The 13,068-nt window shown below is 64.8% G+C and carries 18 protein-coding genes; 6 read left to right on the top strand and 12 right to left on the bottom strand.

Annotation, left to right across the window (positions count from 1 at the left end):
* Positions 1-38: 38 nt before the first annotated feature.
* A complete protein-coding gene (locus tag ACFVSI_RS09155) occupies positions 39-914 on the bottom strand; it encodes a spermidine synthase (RefSeq protein ID WP_387822213.1) in 876 nt (291 codons plus the stop codon).
* Positions 915-1,032: 118 nt separating this feature from the next.
* Here ACFVSI_RS09155 and ACFVSI_RS09150 point away from each other — a divergent pair, with 118 nt between their 5' ends.
* The gene (locus ACFVSI_RS09150; RefSeq protein WP_387822210.1) at positions 1,033-1,251 is read left to right on the top strand and encodes a hypothetical protein; all 219 of its coding nucleotides are present in this window, start codon (positions 1,033-1,035) and stop codon (positions 1,249-1,251) included.
* A gap of 1 nt (position 1,252) precedes the next feature.
* Here the strand turns inward: ACFVSI_RS09150 and ACFVSI_RS09145 are convergent, their stop codons facing one another.
* Genes ACFVSI_RS09145 through ACFVSI_RS09135 form a run of 3 tightly spaced genes read right to left on the bottom strand, consistent with a single transcriptional unit; the run spans position 1,253 to position 2,801 of the window.
* Positions 1,253-1,756, bottom strand: coding sequence for a GNAT family N-acetyltransferase (locus tag ACFVSI_RS09145; RefSeq protein ID WP_387822207.1), 504 nt, complete (start codon positions 1,754-1,756; stop codon positions 1,253-1,255).
* On the bottom strand, positions 1,757-2,428 hold the full coding sequence (locus ACFVSI_RS09140) for an O-methyltransferase (RefSeq protein WP_387822204.1): 672 nt from the start codon (positions 2,426-2,428) through the stop codon (positions 1,757-1,759).
* Positions 2,429-2,468: 40 nt separating this feature from the next.
* The gene (locus tag ACFVSI_RS09135) at positions 2,469-2,801 is read right to left on the bottom strand and encodes an MTH1187 family thiamine-binding protein (RefSeq protein WP_387822202.1); all 333 of its coding nucleotides are present in this window, start codon (positions 2,799-2,801) and stop codon (positions 2,469-2,471) included.
* A gap of 91 nt (positions 2,802-2,892) precedes the next feature.
* Here ACFVSI_RS09135 and ACFVSI_RS09130 point away from each other — a divergent pair, with 91 nt between their 5' ends.
* On the top strand, positions 2,893-3,522 hold the full coding sequence (locus ACFVSI_RS09130) for a TetR/AcrR family transcriptional regulator (protein WP_144661766.1): 630 nt from the start codon (positions 2,893-2,895) through the stop codon (positions 3,520-3,522).
* 30 nt (positions 3,523-3,552) lie between these two features.
* Here ACFVSI_RS09130 and ACFVSI_RS09125 read toward each other — a convergent pair whose 3' ends face one another.
* From ACFVSI_RS09125 to ACFVSI_RS09110, 4 genes are read right to left on the bottom strand one after another with little or no spacing between them, the layout of a single operon-like run.
* Positions 3,553-3,864 carry an AzlD domain-containing protein gene (locus tag ACFVSI_RS09125; protein ID WP_018778883.1) on the bottom strand — a complete coding sequence of 104 codons (312 nt, stop codon included), beginning with the start codon at positions 3,862-3,864 and terminating at the stop codon, positions 3,553-3,555.
* Positions 3,861-4,619 (bottom strand): AzlC family ABC transporter permease, encoded by a 759-nt coding sequence (locus tag ACFVSI_RS09120; protein ID WP_387822199.1) that lies wholly within the window; start codon positions 4,617-4,619, stop codon positions 3,861-3,863. Before ACFVSI_RS09120 ends, ACFVSI_RS09125 begins: the two co-directional genes overlap by 4 nt.
* Entirely contained in the window at positions 4,616-5,050 is a 435-nt protein-coding gene (locus ACFVSI_RS09115; RefSeq protein ID WP_387822196.1) for a hypothetical protein, read from the bottom strand. The genes ACFVSI_RS09120 and ACFVSI_RS09115 overlap by 4 nt, the downstream gene beginning before the upstream one ends.
* A gap of 44 nt (positions 5,051-5,094) precedes the next feature.
* Entirely contained in the window at positions 5,095-5,982 is an 888-nt protein-coding gene (locus ACFVSI_RS09110) for a glycerophosphodiester phosphodiesterase family protein (protein ID WP_387822193.1), read from the bottom strand.
* Between the two features lie 50 nt (positions 5,983-6,032).
* Here ACFVSI_RS09110 and ACFVSI_RS09105 point away from each other — a divergent pair, with 50 nt between their 5' ends.
* Positions 6,033-7,388 (top strand): DUF445 domain-containing protein, encoded by a 1,356-nt coding sequence (locus ACFVSI_RS09105; protein ID WP_387822190.1) that lies wholly within the window; start codon positions 6,033-6,035, stop codon positions 7,386-7,388.
* A gap of 46 nt (positions 7,389-7,434) precedes the next feature.
* On the top strand, positions 7,435-7,869 hold the full coding sequence (locus ACFVSI_RS09100; protein ID WP_387822187.1) for a VOC family protein: 435 nt from the start codon (positions 7,435-7,437) through the stop codon (positions 7,867-7,869).
* Positions 7,870-7,876: 7 nt separating this feature from the next.
* On the opposite strand, the gene ACFVSI_RS09095 is transcribed toward ACFVSI_RS09100, so the two are convergent.
* From ACFVSI_RS09095 to ACFVSI_RS09085, 3 genes are read right to left on the bottom strand one after another with little or no spacing between them, the layout of a single operon-like run.
* On the bottom strand, positions 7,877-8,650 hold the full coding sequence (locus tag ACFVSI_RS09095) for an allophanate hydrolase (RefSeq protein ID WP_387822185.1): 774 nt from the start codon (positions 8,648-8,650) through the stop codon (positions 7,877-7,879).
* A 38-nt stretch (positions 8,651-8,688) separates the two neighbouring features.
* Positions 8,689-9,438 carry a LamB/YcsF family protein gene (locus ACFVSI_RS09090; RefSeq protein ID WP_387822182.1) on the bottom strand — a complete coding sequence of 250 codons (750 nt, stop codon included), beginning with the start codon at positions 9,436-9,438 and terminating at the stop codon, positions 8,689-8,691.
* The gene (locus ACFVSI_RS09085; RefSeq protein ID WP_387822180.1) at positions 9,422-10,240 is read right to left on the bottom strand and encodes a hypothetical protein; all 819 of its coding nucleotides are present in this window, start codon (positions 10,238-10,240) and stop codon (positions 9,422-9,424) included. Before ACFVSI_RS09085 ends, ACFVSI_RS09090 begins: the two co-directional genes overlap by 17 nt.
* A 195-nt stretch (positions 10,241-10,435) precedes the next feature.
* On the opposite strand from ACFVSI_RS09085, the gene ACFVSI_RS09080 reads away from it, so the two are divergent.
* Complete coding sequence (locus tag ACFVSI_RS09080; RefSeq protein ID WP_377547479.1) at positions 10,436-10,603, top strand: hypothetical protein; 168 nt, start codon at positions 10,436-10,438, stop codon at positions 10,601-10,603.
* Positions 10,604-10,670: 67 nt separating this feature from the next.
* A complete protein-coding gene (locus tag ACFVSI_RS09075) occupies positions 10,671-11,966 on the top strand; it encodes an MFS transporter (RefSeq protein ID WP_387822178.1) in 1,296 nt (431 codons plus the stop codon).
* Between the two features lie 15 nt (positions 11,967-11,981).
* Here ACFVSI_RS09075 and ACFVSI_RS09070 read toward each other — a convergent pair whose 3' ends face one another.
* Positions 11,982-12,968 carry a LacI family DNA-binding transcriptional regulator gene (locus tag ACFVSI_RS09070; RefSeq protein ID WP_387822176.1) on the bottom strand — a complete coding sequence of 329 codons (987 nt, stop codon included), beginning with the start codon at positions 12,966-12,968 and terminating at the stop codon, positions 11,982-11,984.
* Positions 12,969-13,068 lie beyond the last annotated feature (100 nt).

Genomic DNA, 13,068 nt, shown 5'->3' with positions numbered 1-13,068 from the left:
CGCGTTATGTGTACAAAAACTCCACCGGCGGGGGCGGTTTAGTCGGTGGCGGGATCGTGGCGGACGGGGGTTCCGGCTGCGAATGCCCGGACCTTGGCGTCGTCCCAGATATGGGCGGGCACGCCCCCGCCCAGCAGCCTCCTCGCAAGCGTTGGATCATCACCGAACGGGACGTGGCTGCCGGCCATGATCATGTTGCCGTAACGACGCCCCTTGAGCATGGCGGGATCGGCGATGATCATGGTGTGTTCGAACGTGTCCGCGATGGTGGCGGCATCGGCCCGGGCATTCTTTAGATCCGGAGCGTCACCCGAATTGACCACGTACAGCCCGTCTGCAGCCAGCACAGCGTCGGCATGGGCCGTGAATTCCCGCGTTGTGAGGGCGCGCGGCGTGAAGGCGCCGGCGAAGACGTCGCGGATGATGAGGTCGCGGGTATCAGGGGTGAGGGACTCTGTGACCTCCCTCGCTTCGCCCACGCGGATCCGCAGCAAGGGCGCTTTCGGCAGGTCGAACCAGCCGCGGACGTAGTCGGCCAGCTTGCCATCGAGTTCGACGACGACCTGACGGGCTTCCGGGTACGCGGCGTGGAAGTACCGCGCCATCGAACATGCACCTCCGCCCAGATGCAGTGCGCGCAGCTTCGGTTTGTGCTCGCGGGGCCACCGGGATTCCACCAGGGCCGCGATCCACCGCATGTACTCAAAGTCCAGGAAAAGTGGGTCTGCGAGGTCGATATGCGAGCTCATGACGCCGTTGATCTTCAGGAGCCACCCGTTGGAATTGTCCTGGTCCTGGAGCAGTTCGCAATCGCCGGTATCGATGTAGTAGACGCCTTCAGCCGGACCATCGGGGCGGGCGCCGGAAGGCACCTCGACGACTCCCGCCGTCGATCTCTTTCCGCGTTTTGCCACTATTTCCGCCCCACCTGATTCATGCTCCCAGCCTAGTGGAATGACGTATTACCCGGTTCAGCCACATATTTAGTAAGGATACTTACAGTTCGTGCCGCTTGAGCCATATGATCGCATCATGAACGTTGGAGCGTCGGTGTGGGCGGAGGTGTTGACTGCAGCAGTCGCGTGGCTCACGGTGGTCTGCCTGCTGCTCACGCGCGTGCCCAAACCACCCAGCCTGCTCGACGCACCGCCCGTTCTTGATCCGCCACCGGACTCGGACGCGCCGCCGGACTCCGACGCGCCTCTGGGCGCGCCTCTGGAGGTCGGCCAGCCGGAGGACAGCGAACGCTGAGTCAGGACACGACGCCGGGACGCACCATCCGGTGTTCGGGCAGCGAGTACCAGGACGGGTCGCACAGTTGGCGCTTTCCATCGGGAACGAAGCCGTTGCGCCGGTAGAAAGCCTGCGCCCGCGGGTTGTCGTCCAAAACCCACAGGTACGCCGGACCGTCGCCGATCAGGGCATCCACCAAAGCCTGCCCAACTCCCCTGCCGTGGATGCGCTCCATGGTGTAGAGCATGAACAGCTCCACGTCGCACGGCCGGTCTTCGTCCCTGCCCTCACCGGCAGCGCCAAGCCCCACCAGATCACCGTCGGGACCGAAGGCCAGCATCCGCATGTGACCTGCCGCGATGGACTCGCGGTATTTTCCGGCGCGTTGGGGCAGTCCCGCTTCCTGCCGCTCGAAGAACTCCCGCGGCAGCAGGTGTCCGTAGCTTTCCCGCCAGGACTGGAAATGCATGGCGGCCATGGCCTCGGCGTCATCCACCGTTGCAGGGCGAAGCGTGAAATCCATCTACAGCACCCGGGCGATCGCGAAGCCGTCCCAGCCCTTGCTGCCCACTGTCTGGATGGCCGTAGCATCCAAGCGTGGGTCCCCGCCCATCATTTCCAAAGCCTTGACGATCCCCGGTGCGTTGGTTTCATCCCTCCCAGGCTCCAGAATGGCCCCGTCCCAGATCACGTTGTCCATCACGATCACCGTGCCGGGGTGGCCCAGCCTGATGGCCCAATCAAGATAGTTGGCATCGTTTTCCTTGTCTGCATCAATGAAGACAAGGTCGAACGATTCCTGGCCGGCCAGCGTCGGAAGCGTGTCAAGGGCAGCCCCCACCCGGATGTCCACTTTGTGTCCCACACCGGCAGCATCAAGGTTGGCACGGGCGACGTCGGCGTGCTTCTGGAGGTATTCGCACGTGACGATCCTGCCGTCGTCGGGCAGTCCCTGAGCCATCCAGATGCTGCTGAAGCCGGCCAGGGTCCCGATCTCCAGTACGCGCCGGGCGCCGGACAACTGCACCAGCATCCGCAGCAGCTTGCCCGCGTTGGGTGCCACCTCGATGGCTGGCATGCCCGCCTCAAGCGCCGAATCCACCGCGCGCCGGTGGGCAGGTTCAGGACGCACGACGACGTCAGACAGGTAACGCTCGACGTCAACCCAGCCGGGTTCAGCCACGTGTTCAATCATGGCCCCCAGTCTGGCACTCGCGGCCTGCTGGGGAAAGCATCTACTCCGAGGCGGAGATCGCGTCTTCCAGGCGTTCGACCTTGCCGGTCAGCTCGCCGCTGTAGCCGGGCCGGATGTCCGCCTTGATCACCAGTGAGACCCGGCTGCCATAGCGGCCAACCGCCTCAGTGGCGCGCTTGACGACGTCGAAAACCTCGTCCCACTCGCCCTCAATGGTGGTGAACATGGAGTCGGTCTGGTTGGGCAGTCCCGATTCACGCACGATCTTGACGGCGGCCGCAACAGCATCGTGCACGGAAGCATCAGGGGCGGGCCCCCCGTTGTTGGCGGACGCGGGCTGGCCCGAAGGGGCAACTGAGAATGCAAGCAACATGAATCCAGTGTTTCATGTGCTGGTTTGTCATATAAGAACGTACTCCCGCGTAACAACAGGCCGGAACGCCTGCGTTGCTACTCTGACAAACATGGAACAGCCCTCTGAACGCAAGCCCCTCAGGGCAGACGCCGCACGCAATGTGGACAAGATCATCACCGCCGCCCGGCAGTGCTTCCGCGAATTTGGCCCGGACGTACCCCTGCAGACCATCGCCGCCACCGCTGGAGTTGGCCCCGCAACGTTGTTCCGCAACTTCTCCGACAAGGAACAGCTGGTCCTCGCCGCATTGTCGCGGCAACTGCGCCAGCACGTGGACCCTGTGGCAGCTGCGGCAACCGACGGCATGGATGCCGCCGAAGGACTCATCAACGTCATCGACGCCGTGATGCGGGTTGCCAGCGAAGACGCCAACCTGTTGGACGCAGTTGCCGGCCGCCGCGGACTTCTCATGGGAATCACCGGTGGCCTCATCGGAGCCATGGCCACCCTTTTGGAACGTGGACAGGGCCAGGGAACCCTGCGCCGCGACATCACCATCGAGGACATGGTCAGGTTGGTAGCCATGCTGATCGGCGCCGTCGACACGATGGAACCGGGCTCCGAGGCCTGGAAGCGCCCGGTAGCCCTGATCGAGGACGCCATCCGGACCGAGCGGCCCTCGCGCCCCCTTCCCGAGCAGTCGGGCATCCCGGGAGTGACCCTTAGCGAAAGCGCCTGAACCCGCCGCGGCCGGCGTTCAGTTCTGTCCTCAGCCCCAACCCAGCAGCCGCAGCAGCGCCGCGGCTGCCGCGCCCGAGATGACGACCACCAGGAACGGCGCACGAAGCAACAGCGCGACGGCGGCGGCCACCAGGGCGCCGATCCGGGCGTCAAGAACCAAACCCTGGCCCGAGGCCACAGCGTTCACAACTGTCAGGGACGCGAGCAGCCCGATGGTCATGGTCCCGGCCACGTGCATGATGCGGGGGTTGTCCAGCAGCTTCGCTGGCACAAAGTAGCCCACCAGCTTGGTGAGGTAGGCCAACGCGCATGCGATGAGAATCCACAGCCAAAGGTTCATTTCCCGCCTTCCTTCCCATGCCGGCGCTTCTCCGCGTAGGGGTCGACGTCCGGCTCCAGGCCTTCGTCCATGCGGGCGTGGCTGAACCATCCGATGACTCCAGCGACCACTGCGGCCACCAGGATGGGAACGCCGGACGGCACCAACGGGACGGCCAGGATTGTGGCCAACGCGCAGGCTGCGGCGATGGCCCATGGTTCGCGGCCTTTGAGTCGCGGCCACAACAGTGCAAGGAACGCCGCGACGGCAGCTCCATCCAGCCCCCACTGCTTGGGGTCTCCCATGGCATCGCCGGCCAAGGCTCCGACGGCAGTGAAGATATTCCACAAGATGAATATTCCAATTCCGGCCGTCCAGAAACCACGGCTCTGCTCACCGGGATCGGATTGGCCGGAGGCGGTGGCAGTCGACTCGTCGATCGTGACGTGGGCCGAGACATAGCGCTTCCAGCCCCTCGGGCGCAGCATGGCATTGATCTGCATCCCGTAGATGCCGTTGCGCATACCCAGCAGGGCACTGGCCGTCATCGCCGCGACACCTGAACCGCCGCCTGCCACGACACCGATGAACGCAAATTGCGATCCCCCGCTGAACAGCAGGAGACTCAGCGCCATCGTCTGCCAGAGATCGAAACCGGAGGCCACCGACAACGCGCCGAAAGACACGCCATAGAGGCCCGTCGCAATACTCAGGGACAGAGCGATCTTGAAGGCCGGCGACTCCCTCAGCTTCATGGGAGCGGAACTGCTGCTCATTTCCGGAGACTCCAGGACCACAGGATGAGGGGCAACTGCAAAGGCAGTCGGACGGTGTGGATGCGGCGCTCTTTTTCTGTGCCGTCCGGCCCGTAAGCACGCCTCAGGGCATCTATATGTCCCGCAAGGAATGCAGCGAACATGGCCGTGGTAGCGTTTGCGGCTGCCTTGCGCGTGGCGGGGATCAGGAGTCCGACGGCGGCAGCGGCCTCAAGCAGGCCCGAGGAAGCAATCCATTCCTCGCGGGACATGACTGCCAGAGGACCATTGGAACGGGAGCCTGGCTCATCGTCGCGACACAGATAGTCGGGCACCACGGGGTTGTAAAAGGACGGCGTGCGGAAGTGCTTCGCAGCGCTGGCCAGGAGCAAAGCGCTCAGGGCAACTGCGGAGGTGGTGCGGCGTGCTTGGACTGACCAGCGAAAAGGCATGAGACCACTCAATCACAAGCGGAGTGGCCCCCAAAGCTGCGAGGCTAGTTGGACACCATCAGTTGGGCGAGTACCTGCGCCGGCCTGTTGGTGGTGATCTCGTGGATGCCCAACCCCTGGCACAGGGCAACATCCTTCTCGGTATCCACGGTCCACACGCGGAATATACGCCCAGCCTCCAGCCAGCGCTGGACGTTTCGGGCATGTTCACGCACATAGTCAATGCCCGGTCCAGCGATGCCTACTTGCCCTTCGTCGAGCACGCGTTCCGCGTCTTCCTGGGCCGCCTTCATGACGTTCGCGACGGCACCGCCGGTGAGGAATCCCAGGCCAAGCTCCTGGCGGATTTCCTGGACACTGAAGTCATCCACCAACTGGCAGATGTGCTGCCCGGGGACTGACTCGAGCAATCTCTGGACCGAATCGGAGTCGAAACTCATGAAGGAGATCTGTATATTCTCCAGTCGGGATTCATCCGGCGACCATCCCTCCTCCTCCAAGAGGGTCAGGACCCGATCCTCGAGTTTGAGCCCATAGGGGCTGGGGTGCTTGAGTTCGATCGCCAGCCCGATGTCCCGGCCGGCTCCGCGCAGGATGTCCAACAGTTCCGGCAACGTCAGGAACTGGTCGGCCACTCCCCCGTAGGCATCGGGAATGCGGGCACCTTTCCACGACGAAAAATCCAAGGACCTGAGCTGCTCAAGGGTGTGCTCGGAAACGGGTCCGGTACCCGTGGAGGTTCGGTCCAGATTGGCGTCATGCAGCAGGACCACGTGCTGGTCGCGGGTCAGGTGGACGTCGCACTCCACACCATCGGCGCCGTCGGCGATCGCCTTCAGATAGGCCGCCCGTGTGTGCTCTGCAAACGCGGCGCTGGCGCCCCGGTGGGCGAAAACCATGGGGCGAAGCGGGGTGAAGTCGTCGGTGCTCATGCAGACACGGTAGCCCACACCGCTTTACGAACGGGGACTACGCTGGGCTAATGCAGGTGAACTCTGAGCGAACCCCAACTGACGACGTCGCCACGCCGGACCCGCAACCCAAGCGGCGCGGTGACGCAGACGCGCCGGACCGTTCCGCCGTCGTCGGTTTTTCCGCCGGTGAAAGGGAGAAAGCGGCGGCGCTCCTCCGCATGAAGCGCTTGGCGCTGGGCCTCCTGATTGCCATGGCTGTGATCTTTACGGTGGCCTTTGCACTGCAGAAGCAGTATCCGTGGCTGGAATATGTGCGCGCTGCCGCCGAGGGCGGCATGGTGGGTGCTTTGGCTGACTGGTTCGCCGTGACGGCTCTGTTCAAGTACCCCATGGGATTGCGGATTCCGCATACGGCCATCATCCCGCGGCGCAAAGACCAGATCGGTGAGTCGCTCAGCGAATTCGTGGAGAGCAACTTCCTCTCACAGGAGGTGGTGCAGGAGAAGTTGGCCAGCATCGACATCGCCCGCAAGGCCGGGCACTGGCTATCGGGACCCGGCGGTGCCGAACGTGTGGCCAAGGAGGGCGGCGCTGCGATCCGCGGCGTGTTCACGGTTCTCAACGACGACGACGTGCAGGCAGTCATCGAGGGAATGGTCCGCAAGCACCTCCTCACTCCTCCGTGGGGCCCGCCCGTTGGCCGGATGGCTGAACGGATCTTCGCCGACGGTCATCATCACAGGCTGGTGGACCTGCTGGTGGACCGAGCCGCCGACTGGGTGGATGCCAACCACGCAACCGTGAACCGGCTGGTGTCGGACCGGTCTCCGCTGTGGGTGCCGACGTTCGTCGACGGACTGGTGGGAGACCGCGTGCACGTGGAGCTTTCCAAGTTCGTCCGCGCAGTCCAGGCCGACCCGAACCACCAGGTCCGGCAGTCGATTGACGCCTACCTCACCGACCTTGCACAGGACCTTCAGCATGATCCGTCGATGATCGAGCGCGCTGAGGGGATCAAGGCGCAGATCCTCGGCGACCCGGAGGTCCGCGAACTTGCCTCCCGCACCTGGGGAACGGTCAAGACCGCGCTGCTCAACGCCGTCGATGATCCCGACAGCGAACTGAGCCAGCGCTTCAAGAGCGCCGTGCGGGACTTTGGTACTCGCTTGGTCAACGACGAGGAGCTGGCCGGCAAGGTCAACACCTGGATCGGTGATGCCGCCGGGTATTTGGTAAACACGTACCGCTCGGATATTGCCGGTGTCATCTCTGACACGGTGGCGCGTTGGGATGCCGAGGAAACGTCGCAGAAGATCGAGCTGCAGGTGGGCAAGGACCTCCAGTACATCCGCATCAACGGAACCGTGGTGGGCGCGTTGGCCGGTTTGGCGATCTTCACCGTGGCCCACCTGCTCTTCGGCTGAGCTCGGCACCCTGGAGCTACCGTGTGCGCCTTGGTACCGTCAACGCATGCCTATCAAGCTTGAGAACGTCGGAATAGCTGTCCGGGACCTCGAAGAAACCATCGCTTTCTTCACCGACCTGGGCCTGACGGTGCTGGGCCGGGACACTGTCAGCGGTGACTGGGCGGACACCGCTGTGGGACTCGACGGAAACCACGCGAAGATCGCGGTCCTCCAAACCCCCGACGGCCAGGGCCAACTGGAGCTGTTCGAGTACCTCCACCCCGATGCGATCGAAACGAGCCCAACCCTTCCCAACGAGATCGGCATGCACCGCGTGGCTTTCTCGGTTGACGACATCGATGCCGCCTTGGAGATCGCCGCAAAGCACGGTTGCACCCCGCTGCGCGGCGTGGCCAACTACCAGGACATCTACAAGCTGACCTACCTTCGCGGTCCCAGCGGCATCCTGGTCATGCTGGCGCAAAAACTTCAGGGCTGACGGACTTCTACCCCAGCAGATGCACCATCTGTCCGGGCCTGGCCTGTCCGATCAAGTCGAGGTCGTCGTCGCGGACCAGCGCAATCACGGGCGACTTGGCCGTGGCCGGGCGGTCTGCGAGGGCGATGACGGGAAGGCCCGACGCCGGCAACACCACCGAACCGGCCGCCAACGGTTGGGCCTGGGGTGCTGGAGCCGAGGCCACCTCCAGCGGGCGGCCCGCCAACCGCGCGCCGACGCGGTCCGACTCGGGCGAGAGAATCCATGGTTCCGTGGTCAAGCGAAGCCACAATCCGGCGTCGTAATTTGGCACCCGCGGGCCGCGCGTAATCCGGGCGACCACCGGCCGTTCTGGGTCCAGTGCCCGCCGGGCCGGCTGGTGGATGTGTGGGAATCCCTGGCCTTGAGCCTTGCCGAAGGTGAGGGCCTCACCGGCTTGGAGCGCTCCGCGCCCGGTAAATCCGCCCTGCACGGCAACGTAGTAGCGGATCCCGAACCTGGCGGCACCAATTACCAGCACGCCGCCGGGAGCCACACGGACCGGTTTGTTAAGTGGAAGTTCGTTGCCGTTGAGGGTCACTACGCCCTCGGCACCGGTGACGGAGATGGCGGAACCCGTGACGAAGCGCAGCTTCAGGCCACCCACCAGGACCTCAAGTCCCGGTGCCGTGGCGGAGTTGCCCAACAGGGCGTTGGCCAGGTTCATGGACGCGCGGTCCAGGACGTGCTCCGGGTCAAGGACCAGGCTTGAGGGCCCGGGATCCACCACTACCGCACCCATGCGGACTCCCTCCTCACGAATTCTGCCTCTCCATAAAATCAGGCAAAAGCCTCAATGTTCACGCCCGCCTGCTCAAGGCCTTCGCGGACAGCGGCTGCCATGTTGACCGCGCCGGGGGTGTCGCCGTGGATACACAGGGAGTCGGCCTGGACGGGGACAACCGAACCGTCGATCGCAACGACTTCCTTGAGCGTGGCCAGTCGTACGGCCTGCGCCACCACGGCGGCGGTGTCGTGCAGCACGGCGCCTTCCTGTGTCCGGGGAACAAGGGTCCCGTCCGGCAGGTAGGCCCGGTCCACGAATGCTTCGCGGAAGACCGGGTGCCCGGCTTCGTCAGCAAGCGTGATCCAGGCGGAGCCCGGCAGGCCGAGCACGGGAAGCCCCGGATCATAAGCGTGGACGGCCGCGACCACAGCTTCAGCTTGCTCGGCATCCCGTACGATCCTGTTGTACAGGGCGCCATGCGGCTTCACGTAGTCCACCGAAGCCCCGACCGCGTGGGCCATCCCGTCCAGGGCTCCCAGCTGGTAGAGCACGTCCCCGAACAGCTCATCGAACGTCATGTCCAGTGAACGCCGACCAAAACCGGCCAGATCCCGGTAACCGACGTGGGCGCCCACGCGGACATCGAGTTCGAATGCTGCCCGGCAACTGTCCAGCATGGTGAGCGGATCGCCGGCGTGGAATCCGCAGGCCACGTTGGCGCTGCTCACGATGCGGAACATGGAAGCGTCGTCGCCCATGGTCCAGGAGCCGAACGACTCTCCCAGATCAGCGTTCAAATCCACTGTTATCGCCTTCCGATGTCGGGTTCCCGAGGACATTTTTGCGTGCGTTGGGAAGCAACTCGCCTGGAATGGTGTCCGGCAGCGGGCCGAACGCTTCCTTGGCTGTTGACACAACAGCACGGCCCATCATCATATTGCCCGCACCGCCCACCACTGCACCCACACCGAACGGCAAGGCGCGGCCGAGGAATGCCGAACCCTGCTTCTTCAACAGGTTCTTGAGGAACGCGCGCTGGATCGTGTCGCGGATGACGCCGAAGCCGCTGCCGGGGATCTTCTTTGTCAGGGTCTTGCCCCAGGCGTTTGTGACACCCTTGCCACGTCCCAGCGATTGGCCGCTGAGGGCACCGAGCATGGACGTTCCTTCCTCACCCAGCATGATGGCCATGACCATGGTTTGGGCACGTACGGGGTCAGTGAGCCGAATGCCGTGGAGCTCGGCCAGCGAGGACGCGTACAGTGCCGTGGTCTCCAGGAAACCCACCGTTGCGAGGGCGGACAGGCCCAGCGAGGCCGCAGTTCCGATCCCAGGTACGACGGCGATGGCCCCCACCCCGGCTCCCCCGCCGGAGATGGCGAACAAGTAGTGGCGCTCAAGCCGGGCGGCCAGCTGCGCCGGGGAGTCGTTGGGGTGTCGCCGCTGAAGCCTGCGAAGATTCGCCAGGACCAAGGGACGCTGGACTTCCACTGCCTTCAGGAGCACGTTGTGCACTCCGGGCTTGGTGTTGCCTTCGGCATCGAAGACTGCGTTGTGTGCCGTCTCTTGGGCGATTTTCACCGCCGGGTTGGGGCGCTTGGGCATGTTCACCTCTCCTTGGCAGCTCTGATTATTCAGGGAACTGATGGTTTCAGCCTATGCCACACTCCTGCGTTGCGAGGCCCGATCTGCGCCCTCTGTGGACAGTATTCCGCGCAGAGCGGGCCCCACAATCGGCCTCCCCGGCGTAGACTGGGGGCACTTACGGAAGCAGTCCAGCAAGGACAGGGAGTATCCGTCATGAACGCCCCGGACAAGAACGAACACGTCATCCGGCACCACACCGACGCCCCGGCAGAGGGTGAAACAGAGGGCTGGGTTCCGCACGATACTGGCTTGCACAGCCAGGACCCGGCCGAAGGCCCGGACATCGACGACGGCGACGCCCCGCCGTCCGGCGCTTCTTGACCTGACCTCCCGCGCCGGGCGCGGGACAACCTTACGCAGCGTCCTGACCCAGGTCTAGGCTGGTGAAATGGCCGCCCTGAGAGCGCTGCGCCCCTTTGTGCACCGGGAATTCCGGGTGCTGATCTCTGCCCTGTCCATCTCCATATTCGGATCCGGCATGTGGGCAGTGGCCATGGTCTACGAGGTCATCCACTTGGGCGGCGGACCGCTGGAGTTGTCGTTGGTGGCCACCGCGGCGAGTGTGGGGCTGGTCGGCTTCGTGCTGGCAGGTGGCATCGCCGCAGACCGGTTCCCGCAACGGCTCCTGATCATCGCCGTTGAAGGCGCCAACCTGGCCGTGATCGCCACGGTCACGCTGCTGGCCATGCTCAACGTCCTTCAACTCTGGCACTTGGCCATCGGCGCTTTCGTCCTTGGCGTGGGTCAGGCCTTCTTCTTCCCCGCCTACTCGGCGCTCCTTCCCCGCATCCTGCCGGCGGAGGACCTCCTTGCGGCCAACGGCATGGAAGGCACTGTCCGCCCCATCCTCCAACAGGCCGCCGGGCCCGCGGTCGCCGGCATCCTGGTGGCGGCCTTCTCGCCTGCGCATTCAATTGCAGGGGTGGCCGCGTGCCATTTCCTGGCGTTCGCGATCCTGAATTTCCTGGGCCGGCAGAATCCCGGCATCCCCCAAACATCCCCGGAGCAAAACGCGTCAGGGTCCTTCCTCCGCGACCTCCGCGAAGGGTTCAGCTACACCGTCCGCACCCCCTGGCTGCTCTGGACCCTTATCTGGGCCTGCCTGTCAGTGTTGTTCCTGATCGGGCCCATCGAGGTCCTGCTGCCTTTCGTGGTCCGCGACCAGCTCGGTGGCGACTCCAGGATGTTCGGCTTCCTGCTCGCCGTCATGGGCGTCGGCAGTGCTGTGGCCGCACTGGCAACCGCATCCTTCCCCCTTCCCCGCCGCTATCTGACGGTCATGGTGGTGACGTGGGGGCTGGGCAGCCTGCCCGTTGCCGCCATTGGGTTCATGGACAATGTGTGGCTGCTCGGCGCTGCCATGCTGATTTTCGGAGTCACCGAAGGCATGGGAACGGTTATCTGGGGCACGCTCCTTCAGCGCCGCGTCCCACGCCATCTGTTGGGACGGATTTCGAGCCTGGACTTCTTTGTTTCCCTGGCCTTGATGCCGGTGTCCATGGCGCTCGCCGGACCCGTGGCCGAGGTGGTCCCGATCTGGCTGATTTTCCTGGTGGCCGGCCTGGTGTGCCCGTTCATGGCGTTCGTGGCTGTGTTCGCGGCGCGGATGATGACGGACGAGATCGAGAATCCGCTGACGCCTGCTGCGACTGAAGCGACGGACACGCAGCCCGATGCCGTGTAGCTGTGCATCGCTGCCTTAGGAGGGCGCGGGTCCTGTGGTGCGGCGGGTCACCAGGTGCGGTGTCCGCACCAGGTGGGTGGCCGGCGTCGTGCCTTCCAAGCGGTCGACGGCGCGGTCCACCGCAGCGTGGGCCAGCAGCGGCGCGTCCTGGCTGATGGAGGACAACTGCACGTAACTGAGGCGGGCGAATTGGCTGTCGTCATATCCCAGGACGGACACATCCTCCGGGACCCGAAGTCCGGCCGCCCGGAAACTCTCCCAGACGCCCAGCGCGCAGCGGTCGTTGAAAGCCACGACGGCGGTGGGCAGCTCCTGCTGCAGCTCACGACCGGCGCGCAAGCCGTCTTCTTCGGTGGGGCCGCCGGAGATCACGCGGGCGGGCAGTCCGTGACGCGCCATCTCCTGCTCAAATGCCTCCCTGCGTTGCGGCCCTGAAACTGCCGCGCCGCCGTCCACATGAGCGATTTTTCGGTGCCCCATTGAGGTGAGGTGCTCGATCGCCAGGCGGATGCCGGCGTCGTCGTCGCTGCTGACGGAGTCCACGGAATCGCCAACGTCGTCCCTGAGAAGGCTGACCACGGGCACGCGGGCAGCATAGGCGGCCAGCTCCTGCTCTGCGAGGGTCGGGGAAATCATGATGAGGGCTTCGCAGCCGAGATCCAGCAGCGATTCCACTGCCCGTACTTCTGGGCGCCCGTTGGCCACGGCGCTGAGTGCGATGTCGTAGCCTCGGAGCGTGGCACCGGCATAGGCGGCATCCACGATCTCGGCGTGAAAGGCCTGCGCCGTGGAGAAGCTGACGCCCAGGAGCCTCGTGCGGCTGCTGCGGAGAAGGCGGGCCCGGCTGTCGGGCCTGTAGCCGAGTGCGCGGGCTGCTTCACGCACTTTGAGCCGGGTGGCCTCCGACGCGCCCGGAGCATCCCGCATCACGATGGAAACCAGGGCACGGGAAACCCCCGCCGCTTCCGCTACGTCCATCAACGTAGGCCGTTTGCCCGTCATGGCTCTCCTCTGTTCGGGAGCCAGTCTATAGAACGATCTACTCTGGTGGAGCCGGGCGCAGCCCTTGACGAGTCGTGCGGTCGGTCGCGACTCAGACGAC

Source organism: Paenarthrobacter sp. NPDC057981, from assembly GCF_042886835.1.
Taxonomy (GTDB): domain Bacteria; phylum Actinomycetota; class Actinomycetes; order Actinomycetales; family Micrococcaceae; genus Arthrobacter.
Note: the sequence above shows the minus strand (reverse complement) of the source record. Positions and strands in the feature narration are given on the sequence as shown.

What these genes read in the sequence shown, in the direction of transcription:
- ACFVSI_RS09140 (WP_387822204.1), bottom strand. Translation starts at nt 2,428, where the DNA reads ATGATTGAACACGTGGCTGAACCCGGCTGGGTTGACGTCGAGCGTTAC.
- ACFVSI_RS09110 (WP_387822193.1), bottom strand. Translation starts at nt 5,982, where the DNA reads ATGAGCACCGACGACTTCACCCCGCTTCGCCCCATGGTTTTCGCCCAC.
- ACFVSI_RS09115 (WP_387822196.1), bottom strand. Translation starts at nt 5,050, where the DNA reads ATGCCTTTTCGCTGGTCAGTCCAAGCACGCCGCACCACCTCCGCAGTT.
- ACFVSI_RS09130 (WP_144661766.1), top strand. Translation starts at nt 2,893, where the DNA reads ATGGAACAGCCCTCTGAACGCAAGCCCCTCAGGGCAGACGCCGCACGC.
- ACFVSI_RS09080 (WP_377547479.1), top strand. Translation starts at nt 10,436, where the DNA reads ATGAACGCCCCGGACAAGAACGAACACGTCATCCGGCACCACACCGAC.
- ACFVSI_RS09135 (WP_387822202.1), bottom strand. Translation starts at nt 2,801, where the DNA reads ATGTTGCTTGCATTCTCAGTTGCCCCTTCGGGCCAGCCCGCGTCCGCC.
- ACFVSI_RS09100 (WP_387822187.1), top strand. Translation starts at nt 7,435, where the DNA reads ATGCCTATCAAGCTTGAGAACGTCGGAATAGCTGTCCGGGACCTCGAA.
- ACFVSI_RS09105 (WP_387822190.1), top strand. Translation starts at nt 6,033, where the DNA reads ATGCAGGTGAACTCTGAGCGAACCCCAACTGACGACGTCGCCACGCCG.
- ACFVSI_RS09075 (WP_387822178.1), top strand. Translation starts at nt 10,671, where the DNA reads ATGGCCGCCCTGAGAGCGCTGCGCCCCTTTGTGCACCGGGAATTCCGG.
- ACFVSI_RS09095 (WP_387822185.1), bottom strand. Translation starts at nt 8,650, where the DNA reads ATGGGTGCGGTAGTGGTGGATCCCGGGCCCTCAAGCCTGGTCCTTGAC.
- ACFVSI_RS09150 (WP_387822210.1), top strand. Translation starts at nt 1,033, where the DNA reads ATGAACGTTGGAGCGTCGGTGTGGGCGGAGGTGTTGACTGCAGCAGTC.
- ACFVSI_RS09085 (WP_387822180.1), bottom strand. Translation starts at nt 10,240, where the DNA reads ATGCCCAAGCGCCCCAACCCGGCGGTGAAAATCGCCCAAGAGACGGCA.
- ACFVSI_RS09070 (WP_387822176.1), bottom strand. Translation starts at nt 12,968, where the DNA reads ATGACGGGCAAACGGCCTACGTTGATGGACGTAGCGGAAGCGGCGGGG.
- ACFVSI_RS09120 (WP_387822199.1), bottom strand. Translation starts at nt 4,619, where the DNA reads ATGAGCAGCAGTTCCGCTCCCATGAAGCTGAGGGAGTCGCCGGCCTTC.
- ACFVSI_RS09125 (WP_018778883.1), bottom strand. Translation starts at nt 3,864, where the DNA reads ATGAACCTTTGGCTGTGGATTCTCATCGCATGCGCGTTGGCCTACCTC.
- ACFVSI_RS09145 (WP_387822207.1), bottom strand. Translation starts at nt 1,756, where the DNA reads ATGGATTTCACGCTTCGCCCTGCAACGGTGGATGACGCCGAGGCCATG.